Origin of the sequence: Xanthomonas arboricola pv. juglandis, assembly GCF_001013475.1 — a bacterium.
In the GTDB taxonomy this organism is placed as follows: Bacteria; Pseudomonadota; Gammaproteobacteria; order Xanthomonadales; family Xanthomonadaceae; genus Xanthomonas; species Xanthomonas arboricola.
This window is the reverse complement of record NZ_JZEF01000002.1, coordinates 971,655-988,416: the sequence shown is the minus strand read 5'-3', so window position 1 is coordinate 988,416 and position 16,762 is coordinate 971,655. Positions and strand designations below refer to the sequence as shown.

12 protein-coding genes and 1 other RNA gene are annotated in these 16,762 nt (G+C 66.7%); 2 read left to right on the top strand and 11 right to left on the bottom strand.

All coding sequences use genetic code 11. The features are described 5' to 3' along the window. Positions 1–2 precede the first annotated feature (2 nt). The 4 genes from mreD to XARJCFBP2528_RS09585 form a co-directional block, all read right to left on the bottom strand. The gene (gene mreD / locus XARJCFBP2528_RS09600; protein WP_016900812.1) at positions 3–488 is read right to left on the bottom strand and encodes a rod shape-determining protein MreD; all 486 of its coding nucleotides are present in this window, start codon (positions 486–488) and stop codon (positions 3–5) included. Beyond that, positions 485–1,678, bottom strand: a complete 1,194-nt coding sequence (gene mreC, locus XARJCFBP2528_RS09595; RefSeq protein ID WP_016900810.1) for a rod shape-determining protein MreC — start codon at positions 1,676–1,678, stop codon at positions 485–487. Before mreC ends, mreD begins: the two co-directional genes overlap by 4 nt. 80 nt (positions 1,679–1,758) lie before the next feature. Beyond that, positions 1,759–1,834: non-coding RNA, sX9 sRNA (locus tag XARJCFBP2528_RS22365), on the bottom strand. A 160-nt stretch (positions 1,835–1,994) separates the two neighbouring features. Then, complete coding sequence (locus tag XARJCFBP2528_RS09585; RefSeq protein WP_006452025.1) at positions 1,995–3,041, bottom strand: rod shape-determining protein; 1,047 nt, start codon at positions 3,039–3,041, stop codon at positions 1,995–1,997. A gap of 276 nt (positions 3,042–3,317) precedes the next feature. Here XARJCFBP2528_RS09585 and XARJCFBP2528_RS09580 point away from each other — a divergent pair, with 276 nt between their 5' ends. Continuing rightward, positions 3,318–4,250 carry a carbohydrate kinase family protein gene (locus XARJCFBP2528_RS09580; RefSeq protein ID WP_047124609.1) on the top strand — a complete coding sequence of 311 codons (933 nt, stop codon included), beginning with the start codon at positions 3,318–3,320 and terminating at the stop codon, positions 4,248–4,250. 249 nt (positions 4,251–4,499) lie between these two features. Continuing rightward, the gene (locus XARJCFBP2528_RS09575) at positions 4,500–6,473 is read left to right on the top strand and encodes a sigma-54-dependent Fis family transcriptional regulator (protein ID WP_016904618.1); all 1,974 of its coding nucleotides are present in this window, start codon (positions 4,500–4,502) and stop codon (positions 6,471–6,473) included. Positions 6,474–7,243: 770 nt separating this feature from the next. On the opposite strand, the gene XARJCFBP2528_RS09570 is transcribed toward XARJCFBP2528_RS09575, so the two are convergent. The 7 genes from XARJCFBP2528_RS09570 to XARJCFBP2528_RS09540 form a co-directional block, all read right to left on the bottom strand. Then, positions 7,244–9,628, bottom strand: coding sequence for a TonB-dependent receptor (locus XARJCFBP2528_RS09570; protein WP_016904617.1), 2,385 nt, complete (start codon positions 9,626–9,628; stop codon positions 7,244–7,246). An 11-nt stretch (positions 9,629–9,639) separates the two neighbouring features. Further along, positions 9,640–10,746: an S-(hydroxymethyl)glutathione dehydrogenase/class III alcohol dehydrogenase gene (locus XARJCFBP2528_RS09565; protein ID WP_016904616.1), complete on the bottom strand. Its 1,107-nt coding sequence runs from the start codon at positions 10,744–10,746 to the stop codon at positions 9,640–9,642. A 35-nt stretch (positions 10,747–10,781) separates the two neighbouring features. Further along, a complete protein-coding gene (locus XARJCFBP2528_RS09560; protein ID WP_016904615.1) occupies positions 10,782–11,843 on the bottom strand; it encodes a beta-propeller fold lactonase family protein in 1,062 nt (353 codons plus the stop codon). Further along, positions 11,840–12,379: a c-type cytochrome gene (locus XARJCFBP2528_RS09555; protein ID WP_343122743.1), complete on the bottom strand. Its 540-nt coding sequence runs from the start codon at positions 12,377–12,379 to the stop codon at positions 11,840–11,842. The genes XARJCFBP2528_RS09560 and XARJCFBP2528_RS09555 overlap by 4 nt, the downstream gene beginning before the upstream one ends. Further along, positions 12,376–14,394 carry a methanol/ethanol family PQQ-dependent dehydrogenase gene (locus XARJCFBP2528_RS09550; protein WP_343122742.1) on the bottom strand — a complete coding sequence of 673 codons (2,019 nt, stop codon included), beginning with the start codon at positions 14,392–14,394 and terminating at the stop codon, positions 12,376–12,378. Before XARJCFBP2528_RS09550 ends, XARJCFBP2528_RS09555 begins: the two co-directional genes overlap by 4 nt. Before the next feature lie 637 nt (positions 14,395–15,031). After that, the gene (locus XARJCFBP2528_RS09545; protein ID WP_039811235.1) at positions 15,032–15,655 is read right to left on the bottom strand and encodes an HAD family hydrolase; all 624 of its coding nucleotides are present in this window, start codon (positions 15,653–15,655) and stop codon (positions 15,032–15,034) included. 139 nt (positions 15,656–15,794) lie between these two features. Beyond that, positions 15,795–16,514: a hypothetical protein gene (locus tag XARJCFBP2528_RS09540; protein ID WP_039811238.1), complete on the bottom strand. Its 720-nt coding sequence runs from the start codon at positions 16,512–16,514 to the stop codon at positions 15,795–15,797. Positions 16,515–16,762 lie beyond the last annotated feature (248 nt).

Below are 16,762 nucleotides of genomic sequence, written 5' to 3'. Positions count from 1 at the left end.
GCTTACTTCTTGCTCCGCTTGCCCAGCCGCACCGCATCCAGCAACACGAACAGCGGCGGCCACAGCGCCATGCCCAGCAGCGGCGCCCACCAGTAACTCCACGGCAGGGTCGGCTCGCCCACCGCCAGATGCACGGCCGAGGAGACGATGCGGTCGTTGAGCAGCAGCCCGCCGATCGCCAGCGCCTGCTGCGAGACCGGGAAGAAGCGCATCCGCGCGCGAAAGCGCTGCAGGATGAAGGTCATGATCACCAGCCGCAGCGCCTGCTCGCCGAGTAGCCCGCCGTACAACAGGTCGGCCAGCACGCCGGCCACGAAGGCGATGCCCAGCCCGACCCGGTCCGGCTCCTCGATCACCCAGTACGCCAGCACCAGCGCCAGCCAGTACGGACGCAGCGGCTGCACCACCACCGGCAGCGGCAGCAGGCCCAGCACCAGCGCAATGACGATGCTCGCCGGCAGGATCCAGGTGTTGCGCATGCGGGTCATTGGTCCGTCTCCTGCGGAGCCGGATGGGAATTGGGAGTCGGGAATGGGGAATCGGTAGGAGCGGTGTTCTGCGGCGGTGCGGCGGCTGCGCCCTGGTTGTTTCGGGGCCGGGAATTGGGAATAGGGAATCGGGAATTGGTAGGAGCGCCACGCTGCGGCGTCGCGGTGGCTGCGCCCTGGTTGTTTTGGGGACGGGAGTCGGGATCCGGGAGTTGGGAATTAGCAGGCACAGCCCCTTGCGACGATGCAGGTGCTGCGGCTTGCCTGGTCAGTCGCGCGGAGGGCGTCGCCTCGGCGCCGTTGCCACTCCCGATTCCCGATTCCCCATTCCCGATTCCCGGCACCACGCGTAGTGGCTTGCCCGCGCGCAGCAGCAGCACATCGCGGCCGCGATCGAGCTTGGCGGCCGGGGTCAGTTCGCCGACCAGGAAGGCGTGGGTGTCGTCCGGATGCAGTTCGGAGACCTTGCCGACCGGGAAGCCGGCCGGGAAGCGGCCACCGAGGCCGGAGGTGACGATTTCGTCGCCCACCTGCACGCCGGCGCTGAGCGGGATGTCGCGCAGTTCCAGCCGGTCGCCGCGGCCGTAGACGATCAGGCGCACGCCGTTGCGCGCCACGCTGACCGGCACCGCGTGGTCGGGGTCGGTCAGCAGCAGCACGGTCGAATGCAGCGGGGTCACTTCGATCACCTGGCCCATCAGCCCGCCGGCATCGATCACCGCCTGGCCCAGCAGCACGCCATCGCGGCTGCCGGCGTCCAGCAGCAGGCGCTGCCGGGTCGGGTCCAGGTCGATATCCAGGATCGGCGCCAGCTGCACGTCCAGCCCGCGGCGCTCGGCGACGTTGAGCAGCTCGCGCAGCTGCGCATTGTCCAGCGCAGCGGTCTGCAGCCGGGTCAGGCGCGCATTGGCCACCAGCAGCTGATTGCGCAGGGTGCGGGTTTCTTCCACCAGCTGCGCATGGGTGGCGGCGTTGTCGCGCACCTGCGAGCCGATCCGCCCCGGCAACCCGGCCACCGCCCAGATCGGCTGGATCAGCAGGTTGGCCTGCAGACGCACCTGGCTCAGCCAGCCACCCCGGCTATCGAGCGCGATCAGCACGATCGCCAGCACCAGATAGACCAGCAGCCGCAGCGTGGAGGTGACTTCGCCAGGACGGGAGGCGACGGGAGGACCGGCGTAGGAGGGCACTGTCAGGGCCGGGATTGGGGAATCGGGAATGGGGAATTGGAGAGCGCTGTGCTGCCCTTGGTGCGGCTCAGGCTAGGAGCGGCTAACAAAACGTAGCGAGCAATCGTCAGGTGGGTGCGGGCGGCACGCAGGAACCGGAGTGTACGGCGGGTGCATGAGGATTCCGAGCACCTGCCACGCCCGCCTGACGGCTGCGCAGTAGTTCTGATGGCTGCTCTGGAACTCAAATCGGCGGGACCGCGTCGTAACCGCAAAAGGCCGCAGGCAGGGAATGTTTTTACGATTCCCCAATCCCGATTCCCGATTCCCGCCCCCATCACTCCGGCGCGAAGAACTCGTTGCCGTGCATGTCCACCAGCTCCAGCGCGCGACCGCCGCCGCGGGCCACGCAGGTGAGCGGGTCGTCGGCGACCTGTACGTGCAGGCCGGTTTCTTCGGAGATCAGGCGGTCCAGGTCGCGCAGCAGTGCGCCACCGCCGGTGAGCACGATGCCGCGCTCGGCCACGTCGGCACACAGTTCCGGCGGGGTCTGCTCCAGCGCCAGCTTGACCGCCGAGATGATGCCCGACAGCGGCTCGTGCAATGCCTCGAGCACTTCGTTGGAGTTGATCTTGATCATCTTCGGCACGCCTTCGGCAAGATTGCGGCCGGAGATCTCCATCTCCTGCACCTCGTCCTGCGGGTAGGCGCAGCCGATCTGCAGCTTGATGCGCTCGGCGGTGGCTTCGCCGATCAGCATGCCGTGGTTGCGGCGCACGTAGTTGGTGATCGACTCGTCGAAGCGGTCGCCGCCCACGCGCACCGACTGCGAGTAGACGATGCCGTTGAGCGAGATGACCGCCACTTCGGTGGTGCCGCCGCCGATGTCGATGACCATCGAACCGCGCGCCTCGGTCACCGGCATGCCGGCACCGATCGCCGCGGCCATGGGTTCCTCGATCAGATACACATCGCGCGCACCGGCTTCTTCCGCCGATTCCTTGATGGCGCGGCGCTCGACCTGGGTGGAACCGGCCGGCACGCATACCAGCACGCGCGGGCTCGGGCGCAGGAAGCGCGACTTGTGCACCTTCTTGATGAAGTGCTTCAGCATTGCCTCGGTGTAGGTGAAGTCGGCGATGACGCCGTCCTTCATCGGGCGGATCGTGGTGATGTGGCCCGGGGTGCGGCCGAGCATCTGCTTGGCCTCGGCGCCGACGGCGGCCACCGAGCGCGTGCCGCCGATTGCGCGGTCCTGACGCACCGCCACCACCGAAGGTTCGTTCAGTACGATGCCCTGCCCGCGTACGTAGATCAGCGTATTGGCCGTGCCCAGGTCGATGGACAGGTCGTTGGAGAACATGCCGCGGAGTTTCTTGAACATCGAGGGAGTTGTTCCTGGGTAAGTCGCGTGCCCGCCGCCAGACTGGCGAAATTTTGGGCAGAAAACGAAGTCCACTAGCCTAGCAATCCCCCCCGGTGCGGGCAAGGAAAAATCGGCCGTTGCGGCGTCGTTTTCATGTGCCGGTCACGCCGGGCATGGCATGCGGTTGTGGCCCTGATCGGTCGCAGCCGTTACCCTTTGCGCCGCGGCGCGCGCGCCGTCCCGCTGCCATGCCCGGCAACTGGCGGGTATTTCCCAACGCAAAGGCCTGACTCGATGTCCGCACTGATCTGTGGTTCCCTCGCCTACGACACCATCATGGTGTTTCCGGACCAGTTCAAGAACCACATCCTGCCGGACAAGGTGCACATCCTGAATGTGTCGTTCCTGGTCCCGCGCATGCGCCGCGAGTTCGGCGGTTGCGCCGGCAATATCGCCTACAACCTGCATCTGCTCGGCGGCGCGCCGATCCCGATGGGCACCGTGGGCCAGGACTTCGGCCCGTATCGCGAACACTTCGAAACGCTGGGGATCGAACTGTCGCGGGTGAAGATCATCGACGACCTGTTCACCCCGCAGGCCTTCATCACCACCGACCACGACAATAACCAGATCACCGCCTTCCATCCGGGCGCGATGATGCGCAGCTACGAAAACCACGTGAAGGATGTGCCGGGCGTGACCCTGGGCCTGGTCGGCCCGGACGGGCGCGAGGGCATGATCCAGAATGCGGAAGAGTTCGCTGCCGCCGGCATTCCCTTCATCTTCGACCCCGGCCAGGCGATGCCCTTGTTCAACGGCCCGGAACTGCGCCAGTTCATCGAGCAGGCCCAGTACGTTGTGGTCAACGACTACGAATCCAACCTGCTGCAGGAACGCACCGGCTGGAACGAGAAGGACATCGTCTCGCGCGTGCAGGCCTACATCACCACGCAGGGCCCCAAGGGCGCGCTGGTGCATACGCCGGAAAAGACCTACGACATCCCGCCGGCGCACGAGCGCCGCGTGGTCGACCCGACCGGCTGCGGCGACGCCTTCCGCGCCGGCCTGATCTACGGCATCCAGGGCGGCTACGACTGGCTGACGATCGGGCGGATGGGCAACCTGATGGGCGCGCTGAAGGTGGAGCACCCCGGCACGCAGAACCAGCGCTTCGACTTTGCCGAGTTCAACGACCAGTTCAAGCAGCAGTTCGGCTACGCGCTCTGACGCGGCACCACCGCTGATCAGCGCTGTGCCCTTCCCCCCTCGGGAGAAGGTGCCCCGCGGGGGCGGATGAGGGGACGGGCGAAGCCCCGTGCAGGTTGAACAGCACGACGCTTCGCACCGTCCCCTCACCACAGCCCCTCTCCCGCATGAGAGGGGCGCGCCTGCACCGCAATTGCTGCAATGCAGTTTGAGCATCGGCCCGATCTGTGCCTCTACTGACGTTTCGCGCCCACTGAGGAACGCTGGCCCATGTCCGAGCCAAGCGTTGTCGCCGCCACGTCCATCGCCCTGCCGGAGATCGAACCGGATGCGCTCCGGCAGATCCGCCGGCTGCGCGACATTGCGCCGCTTGCCGCACCACTGTCGCGCTCGTGGCGGCGCTGCCTGGACGATTACGCGTTGTTGCCCGAGGCAGCCCCCGAGCCGCTGGTGCACGATGCGCTGCACGTGCGCGAGCGCCAGCAACGTCTGGGCGATGTGCTGCGCATTGCCAAGGTGGAGATGGAAAACCTCTACGAGCAGATCGCCGGCAGCGGCTACGCCGTGATCTTTGCCGACGCCGAAGCGACCGTGCTGCACAGCGTGCACGACCCCACCCTGCTGCGCGAATTCCGTCAGGCCGGTCTGTTCTGCGGCGCCAGCTGGGCCGAGTGTCACCAGGGCACCAACGGCCTGGGCACCTGCGCGGCCGAGCGCACCGCGGTCAGCGTGCACCGCGGCGAACATTACCTGACCCGCCATCTGCCGCTGTCGTGCAGCGGTGCGCCGATCCTGGACCCGCATGGCGGGCTGCTGGCGGTGCTGGATGCGTCCACTCCCAATGCCCAGGACGGCAAGCAGATCCAGCGCCACACCGTGGCCCTGGTGAGCATGTCGGCGGCGCAGATCTCGCGCTCGCATTTCCTCAACCAGTTCGGCCATGCGTTCATCCTGCGCTTCCATAGCCGGCCCGAGTTCGCCGGCCTGCTGCACGAGGCACTGATCGCGATCGATACCGATGGCCGCGTGCTGGCCGTCAACGAGGCGGCGCTGGAACAACTGGGCAAGATCGATCGCAGCCAGCTGGTGGGCCGCAACATCGCGCAGGTGATGCAGCTGGATTTCGACACCCTCGAGCATCGCGCCGGCAGCGATGCCGGCACCTTGTGGTCGATCCGCTGCGCCTGCCATGGGCGGCGGTTCTACGCACTGGTGCGCCCGCCGCGCGCGCGCACTGCGCTGCCGGCGGTAGGCGGGCCGGCGCAGCTGGCACCGGATACCGAGCTGCAACCCGGCGAACATGTCGGCTCGGATTCGCGCATGCGCCACAACCTGGCCAATGCCTTGAAACTGGCTGCGCATCGCGTGTCGATTCTGCTGCGCGGCGACACCGGTACCGGCAAGGAGGAATTTGCCAAGGCGGTGCACCGCGGCTCGCCGTGGGCCGGCGGCGCGTTCGTGGCGATCAACTGCGCGGCGATTCCCGAGGCATTGATCGAGAGCGAATTGTTCGGGTATGCGCGCGGTGCCTTCACCGATGCCGCGCGCGAAGGCCGCCATGGCAAATTGCTGCAGGCCAGCGGCGGCACCCTATTTCTTGATGAAATCGGCGACATGCCGCTGCCCTTGCAGAGCCGCCTGCTACGCGTGCTGGAAGAACAATGCGTCACCCCGCTGGGCAGCGAACGCGCGGTACCGCTGGAGCTGCACGTGATCAGCGCCAACCATCGCGATCTGGCGCAGCGGGTGGCGGCCGGCGAGTTTCGCGAGGATTTGTATTACCGGCTCAATGGCGTGGTGCTGCACCTGCCACCGCTGCGCGAGCGCAGCGACAAGGCCGAGTTGATCCGCACGCTGCTGCGCGAGGAAAACAGCGAGCACAGCGTGCGCATCAGCGAGGAAGCGATGCACAAACTGCTGAGCTACGCATGGCCGGGCAACCTGCGCCAGTTGCGCAATGTGCTGCGCACGGCGGCGGTATTGTGCAGCGACGGAGTGATCCGCCTGCCCAACCTGCCGCAGGAAATTGTCGATGCCGGCAGCGCACCATGCCTGGTCGATGGCCGCGCGGTGGCCGCCGACGACATGCCCGGCCGCGTCGCACTCGACCAGGCCGAGCGCCTGGTGCTGCAGCAACAACTCGAACGCCATCGCTGGAATGTCAGCCGCACCGCCGATGCCCTGGGCATCAGTCGCAATACGCTGTATCGCAAGCTGCGCAAGCATGGCCTGGATACCGGGTGATTGAGAGGCAGGGATTCGGGATTCGGAATTGGGGATTCGTTAGAGCCCATGCTGGTTCTTGGCGCTGGTATTTGGAGCGATTTATCAAGAGCACTTCTTGACCATCAGGTGGGTGCCGCTGTTGTTTGGTGCGGCATGCACCACTTGTCGATGCCGCGATTGTGGAGCGGATGATTTGGGGCTTGGCTGCAGGGCCCTTGCCCGCCCACCATCGTGGGACACGCCGCAAGTACGTCCTTGTAGGCTCTTACGCGGCATCCATGCCGCGTAAGGTCCCGCGACGGTGGGCGGGCAAGGGCCAGTCGAGATGGTCGGTGTGCATGGTTTTAAACAAGGCAACCAATCAACTGTCTGGTGCGGTGTCCTCACCGCTTGCGGGACCGTGTGGCGGCATGGATGCCGCCACCGAGCCCCCAGGGACGGGTTTACGGCGTGTCCCGCGAGCGGTGAGGGCGCCGCGCGCTCGACCGACTCGGCTCTTGATCTAAGCTTCCGAGTAACCATCAACTGTCTGCTGCAGTGTCTTCGTTCTTCAATGACGTCACCAGCCAACTCTCTGGTGCGGCGGCCTCACCGATTGCGGGACCGTGTGGCGGCATGGATGCCGCCACCGAGCCTACATGGACGTACTTGCGGCGTGTCCCGCGAGCGGTGAGGACACCGCGCCCTCGACTAGCGCAGCTCGGCACCATCCAGATAACGCTGCGGGCGACTGGCGATTGCACCTTGCGCCTTGCGAATCCCTAATCTCCAATCCCGAGTCCCCAGCCTCATAACGCCCAGCGTATGCCGATCAGATACTGCCGCGGCACGCCCGGCGCGAGGAACCTTGCCGGGCCGGTTTCCGCGGGTGCCTCCTGCGGGCGCGCGAGTTCGCCATCGGGGAATACGTCTTCGGCCACAGCCGCGTAGGTCGCGTAGCGGCGGTTGAAGACGTTGTCGATGCGGGCGAACAGCGACAACCGCGCGCCCAGTTGCCAACGCGCCTGCAGATCCACCAGCGCGTAGCCGGCGGTGCCGATGTCGATGCGCTCGGGTGCGGGCTCGCCGTCGTCGGCGTTGTCGACCTGGCCATCCTCGTTGCCGCTGGCCACGCGGCCGGCCACCGCACGCACCCCGGCACCCAGGGTCAGCGCATCGCGCTGCCATTCCACGCCGAGCTTGAGGTTGTGGCGTGGCAATGCGGCGATGCGCAGGCCTGGCCGCAAGGCGATCACGCGCTCGCCGGACAGCAGCTCGCCATCGCTGCGGTAGGTCGCATCCAGGAAGCTGTAGCCGGCCGACCATTGCCAGTCGCCGCTGTGCAGGCGCAACGCCAGATCCGCGCCCTGGTAGCGGGTGCGGCCGACGTTGTCGAAGTAACCCAGCTGGGTGTCCGGGGCGCGCAGGAACAGGATGTCGTCGCGATTGTCGGCGCGGTACACCGACAGGCTGGCGTTGCTGTTGGCCGACGGTGCCCAGCGCGCGCCGAGCTCGTACGTGCGGGAGACGATCTGCTCCAGGCGCGGGTCGGCCTGCAGGCCGGTCGGCAACCGACACGGCTGGGTGGGATCTGCGCAACCCAGTTCGATCGCGGTCGGTGCGCGGCTGTTTTGCGCGACCGAGCCGTACAGCGTCAGTCCCGAATCGAGACGATGGGTCAACCCTAACGATGGATTGGCCTTGGCATAGACGAAACGCTCGCGTGGGCGGTCGCCGTCCTCGGCGGTGGAAAGGATGTTGTCCACCACCACGCGATTCCAGCGCACTGCGGCACTGAGATGGGTGGCAGCGTCCAGCGCCCAGGTGTCGGCGACGAACACGCCCAGCGTCTTGGTGCTGCCGCGCACGCCGGAAAAGAACGCGCGCTCGGCATCCGGATCGGCAGCGACCGAGCGGTCCGGTTGCACCCAACCGTCGCGGGCGAATTGCTGATAGCGCACATGGCCGCGATCGAAGGTGACGCCGGTGCTGAGCGCATGCGCCCCCCATTGCCTGCTCAGGTTGACTGCCAGGCCTTGCGCCTCCTGGCGCATCTGGGTGGTGTTGAGCGCGCCGGTGGGCAGTGCATCGGCATCGGCGCGCGCGACATCGCAATCGGCATCCAGCGCGCTGCCATCGGCGGCGTAACCGGAGGCGCATTCTTCGACGAATTCCTCGTAGTCCTCGCCGATATCGCCATTGACGGTGTCGCGGCGGCCCACGCGCGCGTAGGCCAGTGCATGCAACGCGGTGTCCGCAGTGAAACGATGGTCCAGTTGCGCGGTGAACAGCGTATTGCGATTGCGGGTGAGATCGGGCGAGGTGTACACCGCGCGGCGGTCGGCGCGATACAGGCCGGGCTCGGGGCCATCGTCGGTGTAGCGCGTATCCGGCAGCAGGCCATTGCCGATCAGGCGGCTGCGCCCGTGCAGCAGCGACAGGCTCCAATCGGTCTGCTCGCCTTGCTTGCCGACCTTGCCGAACACGGTTCCCAGGCGGCCTTCGGAGGCATCGCGCCAGCCGTTCTCGTCGAAACCGGTGACCGCGACAAAGCCATGCCAGCCGTCCTGACTGGCGAGACCGTAACTGGCGTCCAGTCGCTTGCGCGCACCGCTGCCGATGCTCAGCTCGCCCTGCACTCCCGGTGAGGTGAGGCCCGACGCGGTAGACAGCACCACCGCGCCGCCGAGCGTGTTCGGCCCGAACAAGGGATTGGAACCGGGCATCAGGGTCACCGCGTTGATTGCCGACTCGGGCAGCATGTCCCAGCTGACGATATCGGCGAACGGTTCGTTGAAACGCACGCCATCCAGATACACCGACACGCCTTGCGAGGCGCCGGGCAAGGCGGAGGCACGAAACCCGTGGAAGGTGAGGTCGTTCTGGAACGCGCTGCCTTGCACATCGTTGCCATCCACGCCGACGAAGCGCCGCTGCAGCAGATCGCCGAGGTTGTTGCTGCGCGCGCGCGACAGCTCGCTGTTGGTGGCCGATTGCACCATGTACGGCAGCTGTGCCGCATCGATGGTGGTGCCGGGAATCGGCGTGGCGGTGACCTCGATGCGGTCCAGCCAGGTCACCTGCGGCGCCTCGGCCGCCACTGCCAGCGCGCTGCTTGCGAGCAAGGCGCTGGCGCAGGCGCCTGCCAGTGCGTGATGGTGCAACGTCGCTGTGCTGCGTGTGCCTGCTGCCATCTGCGTCTCCCTCAATAGAGCACGATCGATTTGATGCCGCGCGCCGCACGCAAGTCCGCCAGCGCCTGATTGATGTCGTCCAGCGCCAGCGTGCGGGTGATCAACGGTGCCAGCCGGATGTCGCCGTGCAGATAGCGCGCGACATAGCCGGGCAATTCGCTGCGCCCCTTCACTCCGCCGAAGGCGCTGCCGCGCCATACCCGCCCGGTCACCAGTTGAAACGGGCGCGTGCTGATTTCCTGCGCGTCGTCGGCCACGCCGAGGATGACGCTCTCGCCCCAGCCCTTGTGGCAGCACTCCAGCGCCGCGCGCATCGCGCCGACATCGCCCACGCATTCGAAGCTGTGGTCGGCGCCGCCATCGGTGAGGTCCACGATCACCTGCTGGATCGGTGCGCCGTAGTCGCGCGGATCCAGGCAATCGGTGGCGCCCAACGCGCGCGCCAGCGCGAACTTGGCCGGGTCGATATCCACCGCGATGATGCGCCCGGCCTGCGCCAGCACCGCGCCCTGCACCACCGACAAGCCGATGCCGCCCAGGCCGAACACCGCCACGCAGTCGCCGGGCCGCACATGCGTGCTGTTGAGCACCGCACCGACGCCGGTGGTGACCGTGCAGCCGAGCAGACAGACCTGATCCAGCGCTGCCTCCGGCTGGATCCGCGCGACCGCGATCTCCGGCACCACGGTGTATTCGGAGAACGTGCTGATGCCCATGTGGTGCAGGATCGGCCGGCCGTGCAACGAGAACCGGCTGCTGCCATCGGGCATCAGCCCGCGCTCCTGGCTGCTGCGGATCGCCTGGCACAGGTTGGTGCGGCCGGAGCGGCAGAACTTGCACACGCCGCATTCGGGCATGTACAGCGGGATGACGTGATCGCCGGGCTGCACGCTGGTGACGCCGATGCCGACCGCTTCGACGATGCCCGCGCCCTCCTGCCCCAGGATCACCGGGAAGCTGCCCGCCTGCGCATGCGCCAGTGCATGCGCATCGCCATGGCAGATCCCGGTGGCGACCAGGCGCACCAGCACCTCGCCGGGCCGCGGCGGCTGCAGGTCCACCTCTTCGATGGTCAGCGGCTGGTACGGACCCCATGCCACCGCAGCGCGTGTCTTCATCCGGCCTCCCTGGCGCGCTGCGGCATGCCCGCCGCTCAGCGCGCGATGACCACGCCCCACGGCAGTTCGCCGACGGGGATCTGTTTGATCTCGCGCAACGCGACGGTGTCGATCACGCTCACCGTGTTCGAGCGCCCGTTGGCGACATACAGTTTGTCGCCGGCCGGGGTCAGCGCCGGATTCCACGGCCGCAGTCCCACCGCGATTTCGGCGAGACTGCGCGCAGTGTTGGTATCGATCACGCTGAGCGTGCCGGCACCACCGTTGGACGCATACAGCCGCGTGCCGTCGGCCGACAACGCCACGCCTGCCGTGCGCACGCCGGCCGGCAGGCTGGCGCGGCGTTGGCGCGTCTGCAGGTCGATCACGTCGACCACATTGGCGGTTTCCTGCGCGATGTAGACGCTGTGCCCGTCGGGCGCAAATGCCATGCCGCGCGGATGGCCGCTGGTGGCGACCACGCCACGCGAGCGACCGGTGGCCAGCTCGATCATGTCCATGTCGTTGGAGCCCTCGTTGCTGGTGAGCAGCCACTGCCCGTCCGGCGTGTAGGCGCAGTGCTCGGGTGCCTGCCCGCGCGTAGCGATCACCTGCTGCACGCTGAACTGTGCCGCATCGATCAACATCACCTGGTTCTGGCCTTCCACGCACACCGCAAACTGCTTGCCGTCCAGCGACAACGCAATGCCTTCGGCGTTCTCGCCGATCTCCACGCTGCGCAGCACCGCGTCTTTTTCGGTGTCGAGTTCGATCAGGCGGTGATGCTCGGCATCGATCAGGTACAGATGCCCCTGCGGGCCCGGCAATACCTGCTGCAGGCGCTTGCCCAGCTGCCCCTGTGCGCTGAGCGTACGCACCACCGTGTCGGTGTGCGTATCGATCACCGACACCGTGCCGCTGCGCTGGTTGGGCACATAAGCAAATACCGGCAGCGTTGCGGGCAGCGGTGCTGCAGCGGGCGTTGCAGGCGTCGCTGTCGCCGGCGCCGCGTTGGACGCCGGCGGCTCGGCATCGCGCCGGCAACCGGCCAAGGCCAGCAGCGCGACCAGCGCAGGCGCTGCAAGGATGCACTGCCAACCGGTTGGCGCTGGCCTCATTGCGCCTTGCCCGCGGTCTTGTTGATCGAATGGATGAAGGCAAGCAGTTTCTCGGTGTCGCCCGGCTTGAGCACCGGCGCGAACGGCGGCATCTGCCCGACCACCTTTTCATGCCCGACCCGCGTCTTGCCGTGGGTGATCATCGCGGCGGTGCCTTCGCTGATCAGCGTACGCAAGGTGTCGTCGTCGCTGCCATACACCCAGATGTCGTTGGTCAACGGCGGGCACATGCCGCCGCCACCGGTGCCGCCATGGCAGGCATTGCAGCCGGCGGAGAAATAGATCTTCTTGCCCTCGGCGATCAGTTCGGGCGTGACCTTGACCTCCGGCCCCTTCGGGATCGGCACCACGGTGGCCGGCGCTGCGGGCGGCGTGGCCGGATCCGGCGCAGGCCCGGCGGCCGGGTTGGGCACTGCGGCGCTCGCTGCTGCAGGCGCTGGCGCGGCGGTGCCGGTGGCCGGCGCCGGCCGATGCATGCCACGCGCACCGGCAGCGAACTGCCGGTGCGCGCGTCCAACGCCTTGCGTGGAACTCATCGTGCGGTCTTCGCTGCGGTGTTGGCGGTGCCGCCGCCTGCAGCCGCCGTGGCGGTGGCACTGGCGGTCACGGTCTTGCCGGCACCATCGATCCGGAAGGTATGCACCATGCCGCCGAGCGGGATCTTGTCGAAACCGGCACCAAATGCCAGACCGGCTGCGCCCAGCGCGCCATACGGATCGGACGGATCCAGACCTGCGGCCACCGGCAGACCAATCCAGCCACCGATGCCGGAGAACACCGCCACGTACTGGTGCCCATTGGCCTTGTAGGCGATCGGGTTGCCGATGATGCCGGAGGGCAGTTTCATCTCCCACAGCTTCTTGCCGGTGTCCTTGTCCACCGCACGGAACCAGCCATCCAGCGTGCCGTAGAACACCAGCCCGCCGTCGGTGACCAGGGTGCCGCTCCACACCGGGAACTTCTCCTTGATCTCCCACTTGGACTTGCCTTCCACCACGTCGAAGGCCTTGACGATGCCCAGTGCACCCGGCTCGTTCGGTTTCATCATCACGTTGGCGAATACGTACGGCAGGCCCATCATGGTGTTGCCGCGTTCCTGCGGTTCCAGCTCCATATGCCAGTTGTTGGTGCCGCAGAAGAACACCGCCGCATTGGCCGGATCCACCGAGCACGGCTGCTGGTCCTTGCCACCCATCGCCGACGGGAAGGCCTGCACCTTCTTGCCTCGCTCCAGCGGCGAATGCGCGGCCACCTTGACCGGGCGACCGGTCTTCATGTCGATGCGTTCGGCCCAGTTGGCCGGTACGAACTTGTGCGCGCGCAGCAAGGTGCCGTCGCGGCGATCGAGCACGTAGGCAAAGCCGTTGCGATCGAACTGCACCACCGATGGTACCTGCTTGCCGTCGATGCTCAGATCGACCAGGATCGGCTCGTTGATGCCGTCGTAGTCCCACTGGTCGAACGGCGTCTTCTGGTAGCCCCACACCGCTTCGCCGGTATCGATCTTGCGCGCGAACAGGGTCATCGACCACTTGTTGTCATGCTCGCCGTTGTTGCATTCCTCCTGCGAGGTCTTGCCGCAGCGATACGACGGGCTCCACAGGCCGGGATTGCCGGTGCCGTAGTAGAGCAGCTTCAACTTCGGGTCGTAGCTGTACCAGCCCCAGGCCGCACCACCGCCACGCTTCCATTCGTCGTTGGGAAAGGTCTTGACGCCTAGATCGCCGAGCTGGCCATGCTGCGGATTGGCCTTGTTGAAATCCGCACCCAGGCAGATCGATTTGTCGGTACCGGCCGCATCGCAGGACCAGGCCTGCTTGCCATCGGCCAGGTTGTAGGCAGCAACACGCCCAAGCACGCCGAACTCGTTGCCGCTGATGCCGGCCACCACTTTGCCGTCGGCGATGATCGGCGCCATGGTGATGGTTTCGCCCTTGTCCGGGTGCGCGAGTTTCTGCTTCCACACTTCCTTGCCGGTCTTGGCATCGAGTGCGATCACATCGCCGCTCAGGCTCCCGAACACCAGCTTGCCATCGGCATACGAGGCGCCGCGGTTGACCGTATCGCAGCACGCCACCGCCACCGAGCGTTCGTCCTGCTGCGGGGTGTACTTCCACAACACCTTGCCGCCGTCGTCCTGCGCAGCCAGGTCGATGGCGAACACGTTGTTCGGATACGCGCTGACCATGTACATGACGCTGCCGATCACCAGCGGCTGGCCTTCGTGGCCGCGCGTGGCATCGGTCTTCATTTCCCACGACATCTTCAGGTTCTTGACGTTGTCGCGATTGATCTCGGCCAGCGGGCTGTGCCGGGTCAGCGCGAAGTCGCGCCCGATGCCGCCCCAGTTATCCGGGTTGCTGGCATTGGTGGTGAACTCGCTGTCGGTATCGACCACGGCGACGGCCGTCGGCGCGGCGGGTTTGGCGGCCGGTGCGGGCGTTGTCGTCGTTTCCGTGGCTGCGTCTTTCTTGCAGCCGGCCAACGCGGCGCTCAGCGCAAGCATGAGCAGCACACTGCTGCGCAGGCTGCGACAGGAAGATTGATGCATATGCGTCTACCCCTCTCGATTGAACAACCAGTCGGTTGAAACATTCCGCAGCGCAGGCGTTGCACCCGCCAGTTGCACCGCGGACGTCGGAAACGTCGAGAGGGAAAGAGCAAACGCCATGCCAGCGCACTGGTGCGACGCACCATGTTGGAGCAGCAGGGTTTGCTGTGATGGCAGTCGCTTGCGCAAGGCGCACTGTCACGGTTCTGGCACAGTTTGCGCCGGGCGTGCTGTGACATGGATGGTGCAGCGGGTGTGGGACTGCCTGTCAGCTGGTGCTGCGCACCTTGCACGCTTGAGTCGACATAGCTCGCTGTGGCTCGCGCAAGGCAACACCTCACCTCACCGAAAGCCAGCTACGTCGTCGACTGGGGTGCTGCCGCGTTTCCCTTCTCCCATCGGGAGAAGGTGCCCGAAGGGCGGATGAGGGTACGGCGCAGACAGCCGTGTGCTGTCCGGCTTGCTGATGACGCGTTGCAAGATTCAGCAGCGTCCACGCCCTTTCGAGCGCATGTCACCCTTCCAATGCGATGACGGTGTCCTGATTGTCATCGTCATCGTCATCCAGCGACACGCGGCCAGCCACGCATCGCACTCCATGCTTTGCGCGCGCCTGGCCTACTCGCCAAACCTCACGCTAGCGGCTCCACTGCGCCAGCAACTGCGTGCAATCCTGCAACCGCCAGTCGGCAAGGCCGGGCCATGGATCGCCGGGTGTGTTGACCAGCACGGTGCAGGCACCGGCTGCACGACCGCAGGCCAGGTCGTTGTGGTGATCGCCGACCATGACCAGTGCTGCGCCATCCACCGCCCAGCGTTGCGCAAAATACTGCAGGCCATCGGGTGCGGGTTTGGGGGCGGCCTCATCGCGGCCGACGATGTCGTCCCAGGCGAATGCATCGTGCAGGCCGATCGCCTGCAATGTCACCTGCGCCAATGCGCGTGCATTGCGGGTGAGCATGCCGAGCCGGCATCCGGCTGCCTGCAACGCACGTACCAGGGCCACTGCACCGGGTGCGGGCTGTGCGGCCTGTGCGAGTTCACGCTCGTGCGCGAGCAACCAGGCGTGTTTGGCTGCGGCCTGCTCGGCCGGCAGCGATGCCAGGTGGTGCAGGATGTCCGCCTCGGGCGGGATCTCCAACACGCGTCGGATCAACGCGAAATCATGCACCGCTTCGGTCAGCGTGCCGTCCATGTCGAATACCCAATGGCGGTAGCCGGACAACGCGGGCGAGATCTGTGTGATGGCCATGGCGTCCATACGTGAGGAGACTCCAGAGATGGTGGCAACGCCGCAAGCCGTCAGGGAACGCACATCGCGCACTCACCCGAATGGACCGGCACCTCATGCCGATGCCGTACGCCGACTGCGCAGCTGGTGCCGTGCAAGGGCGGTGCGCCTACTTCCAGCCCGGCATCTGGGTGGTGTCCAGGCCACCCACGTCGAACTCTGCCGTGCGCATGCCGCCGGCTTTCACCGGGAACGCGATGCTGATGCGCTTGGCATTGCGCACCAGCTTCCACAGCGCCTTGTCGTCGTCGATGAACATCGCGATCGCTTCATCGGTGTCGGGGCGGTGCGCGGCCATCGGGCGTGGTGCGCCACCATCGGCCGAGACCTGCACCTTGCAGCCGCCATAGCAGTTGAAGTCGCCGGCCTTGAGCACGAGATAGCTGTGACGCTTCCACTGCGGGTGATCGCGGAACACCAGGCTCACCGGCTTGGGGCCGCTGCCGTCGACATCCACGCGGCTCTTGGCGTCGATCATCGCCGAGCGCTGCGTGCCGCCCTTGGCCGGCACCTGCGAGTACTGCCACAACGCCTGCATGCGGCGCAGTTCGCGCGCCTGGTCGCCCTTGGCCTTGATGTCGGCATAGCCGGGTTCGATGCGTGTGGCCGCCGCGGTACCGGCGTAGCCTTCCAGCAGTGCGGCACCATGCGCACGCGCCATGTCCCAGTTACCGGCCTTCACCGCCTCGTCGTATTGCTTGGCGAGTGCGTCGGCCTGCTGTTGCTTGACTTGCGCCTGCGCGCTTGCCTGCGCCTGACGCTGCGCCTCGCGGTCGGTACAGCCACTCACTGCAGCGACGCACAAGGCCGCGCTCAGCAGATACTTCATCGTCGACTCCGGAAGGCATGAAAGGCAGCGGCAACGATACCAGCCTGCCCGCGACAGCCGCGATCAAACTACGGCACAGCGTAGGAGCGCACCCGGGCGCGATGGAGCATTCCCGGTAAAGCCACGTCGCGCACGGGTGCGCTCCTACGACGGCGATTGCAGGGCACGGTGCTAGAGCAAGGGCACGGGGCCGCCTGCACGATGCAGCAATGGAAGCGGCGGGAGGGCGTCTGCAACGCCCTCCCCTG

What these genes read in the sequence shown, in the direction of transcription:
- mreD (WP_016900812.1), bottom strand. Translation starts at nt 488, where the DNA reads ATGACCCGCATGCGCAACACCTGGATCCTGCCGGCGAGCATCGTCATT.
- XARJCFBP2528_RS09585 (WP_006452025.1), bottom strand. Translation starts at nt 3,041, where the DNA reads ATGTTCAAGAAACTCCGCGGCATGTTCTCCAACGACCTGTCCATCGAC.
- XARJCFBP2528_RS09580 (WP_047124609.1), top strand. Translation starts at nt 3,318, where the DNA reads ATGTCCGCACTGATCTGTGGTTCCCTCGCCTACGACACCATCATGGTG.
- XARJCFBP2528_RS09575 (WP_016904618.1), top strand. Translation starts at nt 4,500, where the DNA reads ATGTCCGAGCCAAGCGTTGTCGCCGCCACGTCCATCGCCCTGCCGGAG.
- XARJCFBP2528_RS09570 (WP_016904617.1), bottom strand. Translation starts at nt 9,628, where the DNA reads ATGGCAGCAGGCACACGCAGCACAGCGACGTTGCACCATCACGCACTG.
- XARJCFBP2528_RS09565 (WP_016904616.1), bottom strand. Translation starts at nt 10,746, where the DNA reads ATGAAGACACGCGCTGCGGTGGCATGGGGTCCGTACCAGCCGCTGACC.
- XARJCFBP2528_RS09560 (WP_016904615.1), bottom strand. Translation starts at nt 11,843, where the DNA reads ATGAGGCCAGCGCCAACCGGTTGGCAGTGCATCCTTGCAGCGCCTGCG.
- XARJCFBP2528_RS09555 (WP_343122743.1), bottom strand. Translation starts at nt 12,379, where the DNA reads ATGAGTTCCACGCAAGGCGTTGGACGCGCGCACCGGCAGTTCGCTGCC.
- XARJCFBP2528_RS09550 (WP_343122742.1), bottom strand. Translation starts at nt 14,394, where the DNA reads ATGCATCAATCTTCCTGTCGCAGCCTGCGCAGCAGTGTGCTGCTCATG.
- XARJCFBP2528_RS09545 (WP_039811235.1), bottom strand. Translation starts at nt 15,655, where the DNA reads ATGGACGCCATGGCCATCACACAGATCTCGCCCGCGTTGTCCGGCTAC.
- XARJCFBP2528_RS09540 (WP_039811238.1), bottom strand. Translation starts at nt 16,514, where the DNA reads ATGAAGTATCTGCTGAGCGCGGCCTTGTGCGTCGCTGCAGTGAGTGGC.